Source organism: uncultured Rossellomorea sp. (assembly GCF_947488365.1).
In the GTDB taxonomy this organism is placed as follows: domain Bacteria; phylum Bacillota; class Bacilli; order Bacillales; family Bacillaceae_B; genus Rossellomorea.
In genome coordinates this window covers 39,882-56,398 of record NZ_CANKZT010000005.1, presented here as the reverse complement: position 1 = coordinate 56,398, position 16,517 = coordinate 39,882, and the positions used below count along the sequence as shown (strand labels likewise).

Genomic DNA, 16,517 nt, shown 5'->3' with positions numbered 1-16,517 from the left:
CATTTACGTCATTGGGGCCTATTTTTTTATGGAGTGAAGAAATCCTGAGTATAGTACACGCCATACTCCCCGCCGAAGTATACTCCTGTCCCCAGCTTTTTGAAGAGAGGACTCAGGATGTTTTTGCGATGGCCGGATGAGTTGACCCAGGCATCATGAACAGCGATGGCATTGAACTGTCCCCCCGCGATGTTTTCCCCTGCCGATGAATATGAGATTCCAGCCTGATCCATCCTTTGAAAGGATGATAGACCATCCGGGTTATCGTGACTGAAGAAGTTTCTTATGGCCATGTCTTTACTGTGGGCTCTCGCTGCCTCTTGAGCTTTAGCATCCGCCTGAAGGGGCGCCACAAGATGTCGTGCCCGTAATGCATTTGCCTGGTCGAGGATCTGCTTCTCCATGCTGTTTCTTAGTTCCGTTATATTCACGTCCGGATTTGTGATCGTGAAATCTTCTCTCATGAGTAAGAGCCCGGAAAGTGTATTCCCATCATTTTTATCATAATAAGTACGAATAAGCATTTCATCGTAATAATAGTCGTTGGTCTGATTGTGACTGGCTCCTATTTGATTTAATTTGGTTTCAACTTCTGTTTTGCCGAGACCAAGCTTAAGTCCGGATTGTGACACCCAGCTATTCGAGTTTGAATAGACCGCCACCACTATCCCTTTAAATACACCGTATTGGATGTACTTCTTGGGATCCAGATTATAGACATACCAGTTAAAGCTGAATCTACTTTCATCGATTCGCTGTGGATCACCTAAGGAAGATCGAAGGAATTCTTCAGTGGCATTGAGATGAACTCCTTGGAAACGAAACTCTTCCAAGCTTCCTGTTAATTTTTCCCCGACACCTGACGAGACGGCGTTGTTCCCTCCAAGAATGGAGAATGAGTCATAAGAGTTTACCAGGCTTTTTATTGGTGTAGGTATAGCTTCTTTCTTCACTAATAATATAGATGCGTTTTCTTTTGCTGCCAGTACAGACCCCGATAAGGCATCTGCGAAGTTTGTCCCCGTTGCTACATAAGCTCTTTTCTTTTCCATCGGAAGACCTTCTATTATGTTCCTTACGGTTTCATAGCGATTGATTCCACCATACCTGGTTGTATCAGGGAGCTCGGACTCGACTCCTGAAGAGATCACTCCGTTACCTCCAACTATGATGGTCTCTACTTTCTGGTCTGTTATCTTCTTGGTGGATGACGGTAGAGTGCTGGCTTCCGTCAGTACGATCGGAACCCCATTCTTTGCTGCATATGGAGCCACTGCCAGTGCATCCGGGAAGTTCCGTCCGTTGGCTACGATTGCTTTCTTGGAAGGTAAGTAACTGGCGATTTTGGCGGCTGTTTGGAAACGGTCGTCTCCTCCAATTCTTGTAATCTTCATTTTTTTCTTTTTCAATATACTTTCAATGGTTGCATCGATTGCGCCGGTTCCACCCAATATGTATATATGCTTCGCCTGTAAACGCTCGATTTCCTGCAACGTTTCAGAGGGTAGACGATTTTTGTAGGTTAATAGAATCGGTGCACTCATTTTATAAGCCAGCGGTCCCCCTGCAAGGGCATCGGGAAACGTTTGTCCGTTTGCAAGCACCACCGTGTCGGATTGATTCCATCCCCATAACGAAATCTGCACAGCTGTATCGAAGCGATTTTCTCCACTTATCCGGTTTACATTTGCCTTTGCTGTGTCCAGTCTTACCAGGCTGAATGCAAGGATGATTAATAAGATTGTTATGCCGGTTTTTTTGATCAAATGATCCCCTCCTAATTTTATTCTCCTCTTCTATAATACCAAATAAATCCAAATTTTTGAGTGTCAGTCGACAATTCATTTCGGTATTCTGATACTTCTGACAGAAAGAGACAAAATTTTACTAATGTATTCCCTTTTGCCGTCATTTCTAGTATATTTTTCTTATGTGTAAAATTTATTATTTATAGGTGGGAAACATTTTGAGAGCAGATAAACATAACAAAAAGCGTAAGTGGCCTAAAGTCGTCGGAATCGTCTTGATCCTTTTACTGGTAACTGGTGGAGGATATGCCTATTCCATTTACCATTCGCTGAATAAAACGGCTGAAACGATGAATGAGCAGATTGACCGTCCGAAGTCGGAGAAGCGGACAGAGGAAGTAAAGTTCGAGAAGCAACATCCGTTCTCCGTTTTACTGTTAGGGGTGGATGAAAGAGATGGCGATAAAGGCCGTTCAGATACGATGATTGTCGTGACGGTCAACCCACACGAGAAAACAACTAAAATGATTAGTATACCTCGTGATACACTCGTCGATATCGTAGGCAGAGGAACGGAAGATAAAATCAACCATGCTTACGCGTTCGGTGGCGTCGAGATGGCCATGGATACAGTCGAAGGATTCCTGGATATTCCGATTGATTATTATGCAAAGATCAATATGGAAGGATTCAAGGACATCGTAAATGCTGTCGGTGGAGTGACTGTTAACAATGATTTCAGTTTCTCTTCTGGTGGTTATACCTTTAATAAAGGCCAGCTTTCGTTAAGTGGCGACAAAGCTCTTGCTTATGCACGTATGCGCTATGAAGATCCTCGTGGAGATTTCGGCCGGCAGGCAAGACAACGCCAAGTCATCCAGGCGGTCATTAAAGAAGGAGCGAGCGTATCGTCCCTTTGGAACTACGGTGATATCTTCGGAGCAATCGGCGAAAATGTGAAAACAAACCTGACTCTTGATGAAATGGTCGACATACAGAAGAACTACAAATCGGCGACAAAAGATATTTCTCAAAGTCAAATTGCCGGTGAAGGTGCCAAACTTGGCGGAATCTACTACTACATCGTTCCTGAAGAAGAGAAACAAAAAGTACAGAGTGATTTGAAGGATCATTTGGATTTGAATTAATATGGATGGAACCGGCCTTTTTGGGGTCGGTTTTTTATTTTGGACGGGAAAGGTAAAAGGACAGATGCATTATGCAGCTGCCCCTTTTTCTTTGATTAATAGTGATTTTCCCAACCAGACACCGCCTGCAATAGAGAGCAGACCCAAAAGTGAGAGAAAGAGCAGCGAAGCTTTTGCCCCGTCTTGATAAGGTAAGTCCGTATAATACCCATGGGTTTCATCCGAGATTCCTTTTATCCACTGGGTCTCAAGCTTTGATTTCGTATCTTCGGTAAAGTCACTCTTCTTTACGATTCCATTTTCATTGATTGTATAGGTTCTGAAGCTGGTCGTTGAGTCGTCCTCTTTAGAAGGAGTTGTGTCCAGGCTGGCGATAAAAGCTTCTTTTCCTGTTTGGTTATCCTTCATTAGCTTGTAATGAATAAAGCCGGAGTAAGGTTTCATCCCTTCTTCTTCAGGATGTACCTTATGCCCTTTCAGCTTCGCCTCCACTTCATCGTTTATTTCAAAGATGATGGTGGCAGGATTGCTTTCACTTTCCACATACGTATTCAATTTCACACCATGAAAGACTTGGACTGCATCGACCATGCCGTCTTCTTGTAAGGAGACGAAATCATATCTTTTATCAAAGGCGTTCTGGTAGAAGGTTTCTCTAACGGATTGGATTAGGAAGTAAGCTACTAAGAGAATGATGATGATGCCTGTAATCACTAAGAAAGCACTTATGAATAAGAATTTTTTCCTTTTTTTATGATCCATTGTCTCTTCACTCAAATCTTAAATTAGATTTTTTGTATGCGGTTACTCTCTAATGGGTGTGAAGTTTTCAATTTTACTGCGGATAAATTGAATGAATTTGTCGTCACCTTGAAGTTCGAATACGATGAGTGCCTTCTGCATGTATTTCTGTGCGTCTTTAAGGATTCCTTGAAGCTCGTAGTTGTAGCCGATATGATAGTGAAGTTCTCCCAAAAGGTACATATTGTCTTTCAGTACACACCAATCGATCGCTTCATTACAATACTGGATGGACTCATCAAAATTCTTCAATCGTGTAAGGACTCTGGCGATATTGTAGTAAAGTCTTGTTCTAAGCGTGAAGTCATGCAGATTGGGAAGGGCAAGGATATGCGTTTTCACTTCCTGATAGATTTCGAGAGCCTTCTTCCAATCTCCTTCTTCAGAATACATGACCCCAATGGTAAGAAGGATCTCAATTTCACGTTCTGTCCAGATTTTATCCGTTGTATGGGACAAAGAGATGGCTTCTCTCAGGATCTCCTCTGCTTTCTCCACATTTTTATTAAGTTCGTATTGATAAATTCCTTTATGCCATTGAAGTAACTGAAGATTCCGATTATTATTAAAGAACAGAGGATTCTCTTCTTCTGCGGTTACGATTTCTTTCATTTCCTTATAGTTCATGCTTCTTCTTGCGATCTGAAGCTGCTTGCTGACTTCTTGTACATAGTCTAAACGGGGTGTCATTCCTATATCAAAGAAGTAGTTCACGTCTACACCCAACTTCCTTGAGATTAAGAATAGTGTTGAGGCGTAAGGGAACACATCACCTTTTTCAATCTTACTGATCTGAGCCTGGGTACATATTCCTTCCGCCAGCTCTTCTTGGGAAAGACCGATGTTCTTACGTAATTCTTTTATCTTTTGACCTACAACACTAAAGTCCATTTACATCTCTCCTAAAAAAATATTCCTATAATTATATTTTTCTTTCAAAAAAAGCGAATGAGCTATCTTTCGGTGCTAAAAATGATCCATAAGCCCCTAGAATGCCTCTCATCACATTTTTAATATATGGTTTAATATTATTATAACTCTATAATCAATGATACCTAAAATTACTCTATTTGAAAAAGGGAGGAAATACCCATGAAAAAACGTTTGTTAACATTCGCTACCGCTTCTGCCTTACTTTTAGGAGCTTTTGGAGCCGTTCAGGCCACTTCCATTCAATCAGCTGAGCTTCCACCTGTATATTCTCCATCAAGTACAGATGTGGCAGCAGAACTTCCACCTGTTTATTCTAAATCGAGCGTGGAAACAGCTGCAGAATTACCGCCTGTATACGCGAAGAAAGAACTACCACCTGTATATTAATACTATTCGTCTCCAGAGCCTGGAGGCTTTTTTATTTCTTTGAAGCCCGCGAAGTAAGGGTTTTCATTTCTTTCGGATCAACATTGCCGCTAAATGGAGAAACTCCCCTACACTAAGAGTAACACACAGGTCCGTCCCTCAAAATATTCTTTTAAGAATATGCCTCGAGTTATATTAATGGTGAAAACGAGACCTATCGCCGTGAATTCAAAACAAATATCCCCTGTATTGCTTTCTGGTGCCAAATACCTTATTCAATAAAATTTGATAGGATAAAAGTACAATAAAAGAAAGGGGGCTTCATGATGAATAACATAAGCATGAAAGTAAATCCTCTATACTCGGATTTGGATATGTCGATCCAATTCCAATTTGAATTTTCCAAAGGTGATTGTAAGGTCGGGCAAGCCATGGTATCCACCTATGCCATCAACAACAATGTGGAATACCGCAAATCTCAAAGCGTGACGATCGCTAAAGTTGAAAAGTGTGCCGTCATTGATCAGTTCGAGATTGCAGGTGACCTTGGAGAACCCTGTATGAACAAGCTCCGACACTTCCTGAAAGTGATCGGGATGAAAGAAATTCATTCGGGTTATGATATGGCGCGGGAGAGAGTTAATTCTTAAAGTTTTGTTTAGATTGAAGAGGCTGTCCTTGTGATAAGGTCAGTCTCTTTTTGCTCTTTCGACTTTAAAACTTTCTCACCATTCTTTTTAAAACGATATACTTTCTTCTATTCGTTTGTTTTAAACTGACTAAGACCGGCAGTGCCACTATTTTCATTCCACTGATAAGAAGGGCTGCATAGGCAAATGAGTTCAGTAAAAAGTAATTCAAGTTGAGTATTAATACTACTATCGAGCATAAGCTCCATAACGCGGCCTCCATTCCTACCCTACCCTCGAATGTCATTTTCTTTTTGCAGAGTAATGCAGGGAGCACTGCAACGATGACGGAGGCAAGTAGCAGGAACAGTATGGCATAGATCATTCCTATAATCGCTGTTATCATATGGGTTCCTCTTATTTCAATAAAGTGTTACTTCTGTTTCATTTCACCTTTTCCACAGTAAAATCCTTCTAATTTAAATATTTATATAGTACCTTCCCAAAAGTACGATAAAAGAGCTTTGGCATTGGCCAAAGCTCTTTATATAAGTGTTTCAATGGCGAGATGAGCCACTACCCTGCTTATCAAGCTCTGATCGCGAGTGTCGAATCGATTTCCACCTTTTCCGTGGAGATTATTTCGGTATGCAGCAGGGTTTGAACCGTTCCGTTTATATGTCCGGGTGTATGAGGGACGGACCTTACTCAATGGATTGTAAATCGCCCATCCAATTGATATCCGGATACCCCCCTTCATGAGTACTTTTCGAGTTGCTCAATCCCGTATCGTAATAACCGTCTATACTATTCTCAATATGAATCACATAAGTGTAATCATTCCATATTGTTCCTTCTTCGATCGCTTTGTTCGAAACATCCGTCAATCTCTTCAGGAATTGGTTTGCTATGGCTCTCATTTCGTCCTCCGGTGTTTCCTGTGGGACGACGATGTTGAATTCCAAAGGGCTCTGTTGAGAATGGAGGATGACTGCGTGGGATACTGTATTTTCCACGATATAGTCTCTCGCTTCATTGAACCATTCAGTACGGAATTCCGTCGGTTCTTCTCCGAGATACTTTATATCCTTACTCAGAGACTTTGAACCTCCGTCATTCTTAAAAAGAGCTACCGAAGTAATAACGGATTCACGATCAATGAATTGGATCTCTTCCATTGAATTTGGCTTAATTTTGTTATTACCTTGTATCTCCATTTCCACTATATAATCACCATATAGATAATTGGCTGATATTACACCTTCCAATGCATTAAGGAAATAATACGGTTCACCCAGGGTCGCAATGACCCGGTCCAATGTATAAGACGGGCTGATATTGGAACGGACCTCCAATAGTGTCTTTTCATCTTGGAAGTAAAGGAGATAATCCTCAACCCGATCATATCCTTTGTGACCCTTCTTGGTGTCGAGATTCTTGTACTTGTCCTTATATATCTCCTGTATACCTTCCATGGAATCTCCAATCGTAAAGGAAGTTCCGACGAACGTTCCATTGGCTGCTTTTTCCTTGAAAGTATTTGGATCGTTCAGGATCATAGAAAAATCAAAGGCAGGGAGTGGAGGTGGTGTATCCGCCGGCTTCGTCTTGTCTTCCTCTTCTTTTTTCTCTTGAGGTGCTTCTGATTCTTGCTTTGGTTCCTCCGATACTTCATCGACAGGTGTCGCCGATTTTCTGATGGCGACTTTTTCATCTATTATCTTTTCATCCCACTCGTCAGTCGGTACGTATGTGAGTTCTGCAGGTTCTTCTTGCTCTTGTTCATTTTCATTTTCTTTCACCAGATCTTCATTAAACAAGTAACTGCTGCCCAGGATAGAAAGGATCAGGATGATGCATAAAGGGACGCCAAGATTGATGAAGATGGACTTGACCGATGATTTCTTTTGTTTTTCATTCCTTATTTTTGTCAAGATGGCCCTTTTTTGACTGACAGGCTCGGTGTTCTTGAATACTTTACGCTCTATTTCATCCTTTATATTGTGCAAAGGGTCCTTATTCATTGGGAATCCTCCCTCCCATTGTTTTCTTCAGCTTCTCTCTTCCCCGGTCCAGCCTCGTTCGAACCGTCGAAGGATTGATCCCGAGCATGTCTCCGATTTCCCCAGTCGTTAATTCTTCATAATAATATAATAAGATCACTTCTCTATATTTCAGGGGGAGTGAGTATACATGAGAGGCAACTGAGTCATTGTCTTCGTTCATTATGAGTTCTTGTTCCGGTGTAACGGACGTCTCTTTTTTAAGAATGGTATGAAATGTATGTACGATCGTATTTTTCCTGAAATAAGCCGAGCGCTTATAATCTTTACATAAGTTAATGGCAATTCTATAAATCCACGTTTTGTAAGAGGATTTATGATTGAACTGATGGAGGGCATGAAAGGCTTTAATGAAAACCTCCTGAGTAATATCCTGGGCAGCCGGCCAGTCTTTCACATAGAGATACACCAATTTCGTCACCTGTACTTCATACTCATCAATTAAACTCTCAATCAACCTTTCCTCACTTACCTCCATCTGCATCACTCCCCCCTTCTCATGTTGTATCACTTCATCCATTTGTTATCCTCCCCCGAGTGGACCGGATACCCGATTCTCTGTTTCCATACTGTAACCAGGTCCGTCCCTTCTCTTTGTAAGTTTAATGTATTTTTTTACATTTTTGTCAGTTATTCATTCATTAGACGCGACCGTCAGGAAGTGTGTCTCAATTTTAGATGATTTTTTTATATTTAGTTTAATAGAAAAAACGCATCCTTTATATTGGGATACGTTTTTACGTGTATTATTCTTAATCAGCACTGAAAATGAAGGTCCGTCCCTCAATGCGTTAAAGCGGTGAGGGACGGACCTTGGTTAGATTAATGAATTTATGATCAAGAGGCTTGCTATTCTGCTTGTCATGTCCCTGATGTCGAGTGTCGGATCGATTTCCACGATGTCCATGGTGGTTACTTTAGGATGCTGCAGGGCGGTTTGAACCGCTTCCGTTAACGTGTCCGGGTGCATGCCGCCTGGACCGATTGCCGGGCAGCCCGGTGCGTATGCCTGGTCGAGGACGTCCATGTCTACTGAGAGGTAGATGGTATCGACCTGGGATTCTAATTGGGCTATGGCGTCTTGGATGAGTTCTGCGATCGACGAGTTGTTTTGTCTGACGTCCTTCATGGTATAAACTGTAACACCCTGCTCAACGGCATAGTCATGATAGGCTTTAGCATTGGCGTAATTGCGGATACCTATCTGAATCAGGTGCTCACCCTTGATGTGCCCCTCTTCTAATAATCTTCTAAAAGGTGTCCCATTGGTAGGGCCTCCATCTTCCGTGTTCCGCAGGTCATGGTGGGCATCGAATTGGATGATACCTACTGTACCTTTGGTTTCCTTGATGGCTTTGACCGTTGATGTTGTGATGGAGTGGTCGCCTCCAAGGATGATGGTGAAGGGTGCTGCGTTTGTGTTCGTTGCGTCTTTGACTGACTCATAGATTCGTTGATGGCAGTCTTCTATCGAGGTTGGGTGCATGGTGATGTCCCCGAAGTCGACGATAGCTTTCTTGGCTTCGGCTAGGTCCGTCCCTCTTTCGATGTTGTACGTCGTAAACGAGTTCAGGCAGCGTCTGATTGCATCGGGTGCGAAGCTTGCCCCTGAGTGGGAGATGGAGGGTTTGGAGAGGGGGGCGCCAATGATGGCGATGTCCCCTTTCATTCCTTCTTCCCATGGTGTCAGAAGTTCAGCTGCCTTCGTTGTGTAGCGGTCTTTAAATTGTGCTCTACCCGACTGCTTAATGTGTTGAAATGTGCTCATGAAGCTTCTCCTTGCGGTAGATGATCCGGCCGTTTTTCATGACGGTGTGGGTGTGGTTGACCCCGTAATGGTATGGAACGTAATGATAGTTTGGTACATCCCACAGGACGATGTCGGCTTTACGTCCTTCGATCAGCTTTCCTGCCGAGTCTCCTCTGTTGATGGCATGTGCTGCGTTGACGGTGACGGCGTTCCAAATTTCTTCCGGCGTCATTTTCAGTTGCAAGGATGCAAGATTCATAATGAATTGCAGGTTCTCTGTTGGTGAACTCCCCGGGTTGAAGTCGGTTGACAGAGCCACCGCGGCCCCCGCTTCCATCATGCCTCTTGCGTTAGCAAACTTGCCTTTGTTCAGATAGAAGGATGTGCCTGGCAGTAGGACCGCGATCGTGTCGGTTTCACCCAGTGCCTGGATGCCTTTTTCAGATGTGCCAACTAAGTGGTCACCGCTAATGGCTCCGATCTCCGTTGCCATTTCCGTTCCGCCAAGTGGATCGATTTCGTCGGCGTGAATTTTTACTGAGAAGCCTTTTTCTTTTGCTTTTTTTAGGAACTCGCGGGATTGTTCTACTGTGAATACCCCTGTTTCACAGAAGATATCGACGAATTCAGCCAGCTGACCTTTTTCGATATCGTTCAGCAGGTCGAGCATTTCCGTTAAAAATTCATCGGAGCGACCTTTGAATTCCGGTGGGATCGCGTGTGCTCCAAGGAATGTGGAGACGATGTCTGCCGGGTGCGATTCGTTCAGCTGTTTGGCTACTCTCAGCTGTTTGAGTTCGGTTGGACGGTCAAGGCCGTAGCCGCTTTTCGCTTCGACAGTCGTGACTCCGTATGAAATCATCCTGTTTAAATGGAAGCGAGCTTTCGTGAGCAGCTCTTCTTCTGATGCTTCGCGGGTGGCACCTACTGTAGATAGGATGCCTCCCCCGCGTTTCAGGATCTCTAAGTATGGCACTCCCTGCTGCTTGAGGGCCATTTCGTGTTCACGTGAGCCGCCGAAGACCAGGTGAGTATGTGGGTCAACAAGACCTGGTGTGACGAGCTTTCCTTCTGCATCGATACGTTCCGTCGCTTTGAGGGATTGTGCTTCTTCATGCGTTCCGATCCATGCGACAAGTCCGTCCCTGATAGCCAGTGCCGCGTGCTCTGAAACCTTGAGTTTACTCATTTCCTCGCCTTTTAGAGGTCCGTCCCCATGATCCATCGTAAGGAGCTGTCCGATGTTGTCGATGATGGTATCGAAGTGTTTTTCAGTTGTCATGTTATTCTCCTCCTTTGTTCATCGGGATGTGGATGTTGTGTTTTTCGGCTGTTTTTTCTGCAATGTCGTAGCCTGCGTCAACGTGGCGGATGACGCCCATTCCCGGGTCTGTTGTCAGGACTCGCTCCAGACGTTCTTGAGCAAGGTCCGTCCCATCTGCAACGACGACCATACCAGCATGTAGAGAGTACCCCATTCCTACTCCGCCGCCGTGGTGGAAGGAAATCCATGAGCCGCCTGCCGCTGTGTTGATGAGGGCGTTCAGGATTGCCCAGTCTCCTACTGCGTCACTTCCGTCCTTCATGCTTTCGGTTTCACGGTTCGGTGAAGCAACAGATCCGCAATCCAGATGGTCACGGCCAATGACGATCGGCGCTTTCAGTTCTCCGTTTCGGACAAGTTCGTTGATGGCAAGACCCATTTTCACACGCTCGCCATACCCCAGCCAGCAAATACGGGAAGGCAGCCCTTGGAATGCCACTTGCTCCTGTGCCATATCGATCCAGCGATTCAGTGCTTCGTTTTCAGGGAAAAGCTCTTTGATCAAACGATCCGTTCTGTAGATATCCTCAGGGTCTCCTGACAGAGCTGCCCAGCGGAAAGGTCCTTTTCCTTCACAGAATAAAGGACGGATATAGGCTGGAACGAAGCCAGGGAAATCAAAGGCATTGTCGACTCCCTCATCCTTCGCTACCTGACGGATGTTGTTGCCGTAGTCGAATACGATCGATCCTCTATGTTGGAATTCAAGCATCGCTTCCACGTGTTTAGCCATGCTTTTTTGTGAAAGTGCAGTGTAGGTTTTCGGATCCTGTTTGCGAAGCTCTGTTGCTTCCGCCAGTGAATAGCCTTCAGGTACATATCCGTTCAATGGATCATGAGCTGATGTTTGATCGGTCACGATATCGATTTTGACATCACGTTTTAAAAGTTCATGATGAACTTCAGCCGCATTTCCTAGTAAGGCGATGGAAAGAGGCTTGCCCTGGTCACGTGCTTCATAAGCCATCATTAGTGCTTCATCGATGGAATCTGTTTTCACGTCACAGTATTTCGTGTCAAGACGCTTTTGGATGCGCTCTGCGTCAACGTCTACTGCAATCACGACTCCACCGTTCATCGTAACGGCCAGTGGCTGCGCACCACCCATTCCACCCAGTCCGGCTGTAAGTGTGATGGTTCCTTTAAGTGAGTTATTGAAATGTTTCTTCGCAAGTGCTGCGAACGTTTCATACGTCCCTTGCAGGATCCCTTGTGTCCCGATATAGATCCAGCTTCCCGCCGTCATTTGTCCATACATCATGAGGCCTTTTTGATCCAGCTCATGGAAGTGCTCCCAGTTTGCCCATTTCGGTACAAGGACCGAGTTAGAAAGAAGGACTCTTGGAGCCGCTTTATGGGTTTTGAACACACCCACCGGTTTACCGGATTGAACAAGCATGGTTTCGTCGTTTTCCAGGTTTCTGAGCGTGTGAACGATTGCGTCGAAGGACTCCCAGTTACGGGCCGCTTTTCCGATACCACCGTATACGACCAAATCTTCCGGAATTTCCGCTACCTCGGGATCCAGGTTATTGTAGAGCATGCGGAGTACCGCTTCCTGCTCCCATCCTTTACATTCAAGGTCCGTCCCTCTTTTTACGTGTACGATGCGTTTGTTTGCTTTAACCATTTGTCGTTTCCTCCTTTGTTTTGGTTGGTTTGATGAGCGTGCTCAATGTTGTTTGCTGCAGCCACTGGTTGGCTTTTTCTATATCTTTCGAGAAGATCCGGTCCTTTGTAATGGAAGGAATGACCTTTCTCGCTGCTTCATAAAATTGTCGTGTTTTGCTGGCCAGGAGGTCCGTCCCTCTATGTTCTGCTGCCTGCAGGTTGCAGATGAGTTCGACGGCCAGGACTCTTCTTGTGTTCTGTAGGATTTGGTAGGCATGTCGTGATCCGATTGTTCCCATGCTGACGTGGTCTTCCTGATTGGCGGATGACGGGATGGAATCGACACTGGCCGGATGGGCGAGTGTTTTGTTTTCGGATACGAGTGATGCGGCACAGTATTGCATGATCATGGCACCGGATTGGAGACCAGGTTGTGGACTCAGGAACGGCGGCAGATCATTCAGCTGCGGGTTCACTAATCGTTCGATACGTCTTTCTGAAATGTTTGCGAGCTCTGCTATGGCAATCTTCATAAAATCCATGGCGAAGGCGATCGGCTGTCCATGGAAATTCCCGCCTGAGATGATTTTTTCCCCATCATCAAAGATCAGCGGATTATCTGTCGCCGCGTTCATTTCGATTTCAAGCTTTTCTTTTACATAGTCAAGTGCCTGCCAGGATGCCCCGTGAACTTGCGGGATGCACCGTAACGAATAGGCGTCCTGGACTCTGAGTTCTCCTTGTTTCGTTGTCAGTTTACTGTCTTCCAGGTAATCCCGGATTCTTTCGGCCGTGGCGACCTGCTGAGGATAGCCTCTTACTAAATGAATATCTTCGTCGAAGGCATCCATGATTCCTCTAAGTCCCTCTAAGGTCAGACTTGCGATCATCTCGCTTTTGAAGGCAAGCTCCTCTGCTTCCAGGTATCCGATGACCCCCATTGCCGTCATCGCTTGCGTTCCGTTGATGAGTGCCAATCCTTCTTTTGCCTGAAGCTGGATAGGGAAGATATTTTCTTTTGAAAGGACAGGAAGGGTTTGATGGACCTCTCCTTTATAATGGACTTCTCCTTCTCCCATCAGAGCGAGTGCTAAATGGGAAAGTGGTGCTAAGTCGCCGCTTGCTCCCAGTGAACCCTGCTGTGGCACGACTGGATGGATCCCTTTATTGAGGAATTCTGCCAGGCGTTCGACGATGACCGGTCTCACACCTGAGTACCCTTTTAAAAGGGCGTTGCATCTCAGTAGAAGCATGGCACGGGAAACATTCTCCGGGAACGGATCACCCACACCGCATGCATGGGAATGGATCAGATTCAGCTGAAGCTCCTCCACATCATCCGCATCAATCAACACATCACTGAACTTCCCAAAGCCCGTGTTGATCCCGTACACCACACGCTTCTCCTTCACAATCCGCTCAACCGCCTCGCGACTCTTCCGCACCCGCTCCATACTAACCGGCGAAAGCTCCACCTGCTCCTTCCCATAAATAACCCTCTTCGCCTCATCCAAACTCAAACTACAACCCGTCAACTCCACCATTACAATCACCTCTCCATATTTTTAGGGACGGACCTTCGAAAGCTGTCTCTTCACAACCTCAGTGTCGCTATACCCCTCTAAATCGCTATCTTTGCTTTTTCGTTCTTTAACGCTTTAAACCACTCTGGGACGGACCTCCAACTCTTCCATGTCCACCCCCTAACGCATCATCTTGATCACAAAATCCCACACAAAAAGAGGCTCGACCAAAGACAGACTTCTGCCGTTGGTCGAGCCTCCTTTCAACTAATATCTCTAGGCTCTAGATTATTTAAATATGATTAATTCCAAGTCCGATTGTCTCGTGCTCCAATCCCTTAATGGGCGCACCAATCGTCCCGTATAAAGCAACCGCTATCCATTCGCCTTCCTCTTCACTCTCATATGGAGTGCCCCGTACAACCGAAAAGCGCAATCCCACGGTGCGCAGGATCTCACCCAATTGCGTATGGCCGCGGGTCACACCCGTTAATGCCTCCATGATGGCGTGATATAAGGCATGCATTTCCCGGTACAAATCTTCCCGGACGAGATCACTTCGTTTTGCTGCTGTTTCAATCGCAGCCACGATTTTTTGACTGTCCATGGATCCGATTTTCCCGGTGCAGTAACTCCAATTCAGTTCATTGAAATGACGATTCCACTCTTCTTCATCCCTTTCTACGAGAAGAAGTAGCATGGCATTCTTTCCGATACGAGTATGATCTGTCTTATCCAAGTGGCATTCGCACCTTACATGAAAATTCTAAAAATACTAATAACTACTTATATTGTATGGTCTGACCGGTAAGAGGTCAACGAAAAAAGTGCTGATTTTAGAAACTTAGAGAGGTAGTTTGGTAGCGTGGTAAAGGGTTTTGGAGGGCATATCAGGTAGGAACAGATGAAGTGTTCCCTAGTTTTAACATTGGAGGTCCGTCCCTCAAAATTAAAAAAGACGTACCTATTCAGTTTAGGTTCGCCTCATTCCTCCTTTACTCTTCTTGTTTTTTACCTTTCCCTTTGAACACTTGGGGATTGTTCATGAGATACGTGACCGTGCCTTCATCACTTTTCATGCTGAGATAGGATAATATGTCATGTTTATCCTCCTGTGAAATCGGATCATCCATCGTATACAAAGGCTTGATATTTAACTTCTCCACTCCATTCCGCTTCTCCAGCACAATCTTACAATCCCTTGGTTCCCTGTCATCTATGCGAACAAACTTAAACGGGATTGAATGATCCTTGTCAATCGGAACGGCAAACAAAGTCGAAAATCCATAGGTTTCAAGTATCTTATCAGAGTACATGATGCTTTCTAATGCATGGGAAAACCCTGGGGGACGATTCACGACAACGAGCTTGTTGTAATAAAGCTGACCTTGAAACACAACTAAGTGCTTTTTGGATTTCCTGATACTCCTCTGTGAAACGTGAAAATCCTCAAATACCAATATAAAGTCTTTTTTCATATTTTCTCCTCCTCAGTGTAGGAATTTGGTCCTATAAACATGAATTTCGACATAAACATCTAATTTCCTTTATATTTTTACAAAAATATTTTATTTTTTTACAATTTTAATTGTATTTTCGTCAAATTCCTTATTTAGGCCTTCCTTCTCTTCTTCTTTGTCTACATATTCTTTATAAAGCTTCACTTCTGAATCTGGAAAATAGGCCAGTGTCCTCTCCTTTGAAAGAAGCGGATTGTCGATGGAATGAACGTATGAGGGGTAGCTGCTCCAGGGGTAATACTCGGGGACGACAGTGAGTTTTGCTTTGACAGGATTTTGGTGAATATACCTGCTGACCTTAATGAAATAGGCAGGGGTATCAATCTTGGTTGACCCATATCTTCCTTGAAAAACATGTCCGACATAGTCATACTTTTTATTGAAATAAATGGCATAACGGGTATGAAGGATTCTGAAGATCTGTTCGAGTGGAACATCGTGGGTTTCGATCAGAAGATGAATGTGGTTGGACATTAAACAATAAGCGTGGATGGTAAAAGGAAACTTTTCTTTCGTATCCTGCAAATAGGATAAATACTTCTTTCGGTCTTCAATGTCATGAAACAAGTCTTGCTTCCGGTTCCCTCTTGCTGTCACATGATAAGTGGCTCCCGGACACCAATCCCGAGGCATTCGTACCATAACATCACTCCTTCTCTCAATTTCGTACACTAACCTATTCGACACAACTCCGCAAAATCCTCTTTTTTTTGAGGGACGGACCTCTGAAAATTCACAGTAGACGTTAAATCAGGCCGCTTGTCTTCAATTTCAGAATTAGAGGTACGTCCCTCATCTTTATTCTTCTATTAGTAGATAATCTCTTCTGCTCGTTTCCCCGCTGGTAAAGCTATTTTGAGAATAGTAGATCACACGCTGTTTACCGTTGTGTTTGGTACTGAAGACCAGGTTTGACTCTGCCTTCAAACGGATCCATTTGACCTTTCCTGTTAAACTGGGTGTCTTTCCTTCTATATATGTGGCGTGAATCTTTCTCCCTTTGTTCGAATCTCCCATTCTATCTTCCACCTTTACCCCAATTCGACAAAATTACAATTATATTTACATTTTAATACGTTTTAATGTAAATTTGTATACTTT

General features: G+C 44.3%; 17 protein-coding genes. 3 read left to right on the top strand and 14 right to left on the bottom strand.

All coding sequences use genetic code 11. From position 1 onward, the window contains the following. Nucleotides 1-26: 26 nt before the first annotated feature. Nucleotides 27-1,766 carry a cell wall-binding repeat-containing protein gene (locus Q1B03_RS17230; protein WP_299744225.1) on the bottom strand — a complete coding sequence of 580 codons (1,740 nt, stop codon included), beginning with the start codon at nt 1,764-1,766 and terminating at the stop codon, nt 27-29. 200 nt (nt 1,767-1,966) lie between these two features. Here Q1B03_RS17230 and Q1B03_RS17225 point away from each other — a divergent pair, with 200 nt between their 5' ends. Continuing rightward, nucleotides 1,967-2,896 (top strand): LytR family transcriptional regulator, encoded by a 930-nt coding sequence (locus Q1B03_RS17225; protein WP_299744222.1) that lies wholly within the window; start codon nt 1,967-1,969, stop codon nt 2,894-2,896. Nucleotides 2,897-2,965: 69 nt separating this feature from the next. Here the strand turns inward: Q1B03_RS17225 and Q1B03_RS17220 are convergent, their stop codons facing one another. Both Q1B03_RS17220 and Q1B03_RS17215 read right to left on the bottom strand, forming a co-directional pair. Beyond that, nucleotides 2,966-3,658 carry a hypothetical protein gene (locus Q1B03_RS17220; RefSeq protein ID WP_299744219.1) on the bottom strand — a complete coding sequence of 231 codons (693 nt, stop codon included), beginning with the start codon at nt 3,656-3,658 and terminating at the stop codon, nt 2,966-2,968. A gap of 42 nt (nt 3,659-3,700) precedes the next feature. Further along, nucleotides 3,701-4,588: a helix-turn-helix domain-containing protein gene (locus Q1B03_RS17215; protein WP_299744216.1), complete on the bottom strand. Its 888-nt coding sequence runs from the start codon at nt 4,586-4,588 to the stop codon at nt 3,701-3,703. A gap of 201 nt (nt 4,589-4,789) precedes the next feature. Between Q1B03_RS17215 and Q1B03_RS17210 the strand changes: the two genes are divergently transcribed. After that, entirely contained in the window at nt 4,790-5,017 is a 228-nt protein-coding gene (locus Q1B03_RS17210; protein ID WP_299744213.1) for a hypothetical protein, read from the top strand. A 302-nt stretch (nt 5,018-5,319) separates the two neighbouring features. Further along, the gene (locus tag Q1B03_RS17205; RefSeq protein ID WP_299744210.1) at nt 5,320-5,646 is read left to right on the top strand and encodes a hypothetical protein; all 327 of its coding nucleotides are present in this window, start codon (nt 5,320-5,322) and stop codon (nt 5,644-5,646) included. A gap of 64 nt (nt 5,647-5,710) precedes the next feature. Here Q1B03_RS17205 and Q1B03_RS17200 read toward each other — a convergent pair whose 3' ends face one another. The 11 genes from Q1B03_RS17200 to Q1B03_RS17150 form a co-directional block, all read right to left on the bottom strand. Beyond that, the gene (locus tag Q1B03_RS17200; RefSeq protein WP_299744207.1) at nt 5,711-6,031 is read right to left on the bottom strand and encodes a hypothetical protein; all 321 of its coding nucleotides are present in this window, start codon (nt 6,029-6,031) and stop codon (nt 5,711-5,713) included. A gap of 298 nt (nt 6,032-6,329) precedes the next feature. After that, entirely contained in the window at nt 6,330-7,649 is a 1,320-nt protein-coding gene (locus tag Q1B03_RS17195) for a hypothetical protein (RefSeq protein WP_299744204.1), read from the bottom strand. Then, a complete protein-coding gene (locus Q1B03_RS17190) occupies nt 7,642-8,208 on the bottom strand; it encodes a sigma-70 family RNA polymerase sigma factor (protein ID WP_299744201.1) in 567 nt (188 codons plus the stop codon). The genes Q1B03_RS17195 and Q1B03_RS17190 overlap by 8 nt, the downstream gene beginning before the upstream one ends. 297 nt (nt 8,209-8,505) lie before the next feature. After that, a complete protein-coding gene (gene hutG, locus Q1B03_RS17185; protein ID WP_299744197.1) occupies nt 8,506-9,456 on the bottom strand; it encodes a formimidoylglutamase in 951 nt (316 codons plus the stop codon). After that, nucleotides 9,434-10,720 (bottom strand): imidazolonepropionase, encoded by a 1,287-nt coding sequence (gene hutI / locus Q1B03_RS17180; protein ID WP_299744194.1) that lies wholly within the window; start codon nt 10,718-10,720, stop codon nt 9,434-9,436. Before hutI ends, hutG begins: the two co-directional genes overlap by 23 nt. Nucleotide 10,721: 1 nt before the next feature. After that, nucleotides 10,722-12,392, bottom strand: a complete 1,671-nt coding sequence (gene hutU, locus Q1B03_RS17175; protein WP_299744191.1) for a urocanate hydratase — start codon at nt 12,390-12,392, stop codon at nt 10,722-10,724. Then, a complete protein-coding gene (gene hutH, locus Q1B03_RS17170; protein WP_299744188.1) occupies nt 12,385-13,917 on the bottom strand; it encodes a histidine ammonia-lyase in 1,533 nt (510 codons plus the stop codon). The genes hutU and hutH overlap by 8 nt, the downstream gene beginning before the upstream one ends. A gap of 271 nt (nt 13,918-14,188) precedes the next feature. Further along, a complete protein-coding gene (gene hutP / locus Q1B03_RS17165; protein ID WP_299744185.1) occupies nt 14,189-14,635 on the bottom strand; it encodes a hut operon transcriptional regulator HutP in 447 nt (148 codons plus the stop codon). Nucleotides 14,636-14,891: 256 nt separating this feature from the next. Beyond that, nucleotides 14,892-15,374, bottom strand: coding sequence for a hypothetical protein (locus Q1B03_RS17160; RefSeq protein WP_299744183.1), 483 nt, complete (start codon nt 15,372-15,374; stop codon nt 14,892-14,894). 90 nt (nt 15,375-15,464) lie between these two features. After that, nucleotides 15,465-16,058 carry a transposase gene (locus Q1B03_RS17155; protein ID WP_299744181.1) on the bottom strand — a complete coding sequence of 198 codons (594 nt, stop codon included), beginning with the start codon at nt 16,056-16,058 and terminating at the stop codon, nt 15,465-15,467. A 156-nt stretch (nt 16,059-16,214) separates the two neighbouring features. Beyond that, a complete protein-coding gene (locus tag Q1B03_RS17150; RefSeq protein ID WP_299744179.1) occupies nt 16,215-16,433 on the bottom strand; it encodes a hypothetical protein in 219 nt (72 codons plus the stop codon). Nucleotides 16,434-16,517: the final 84 nt, after the last annotated feature.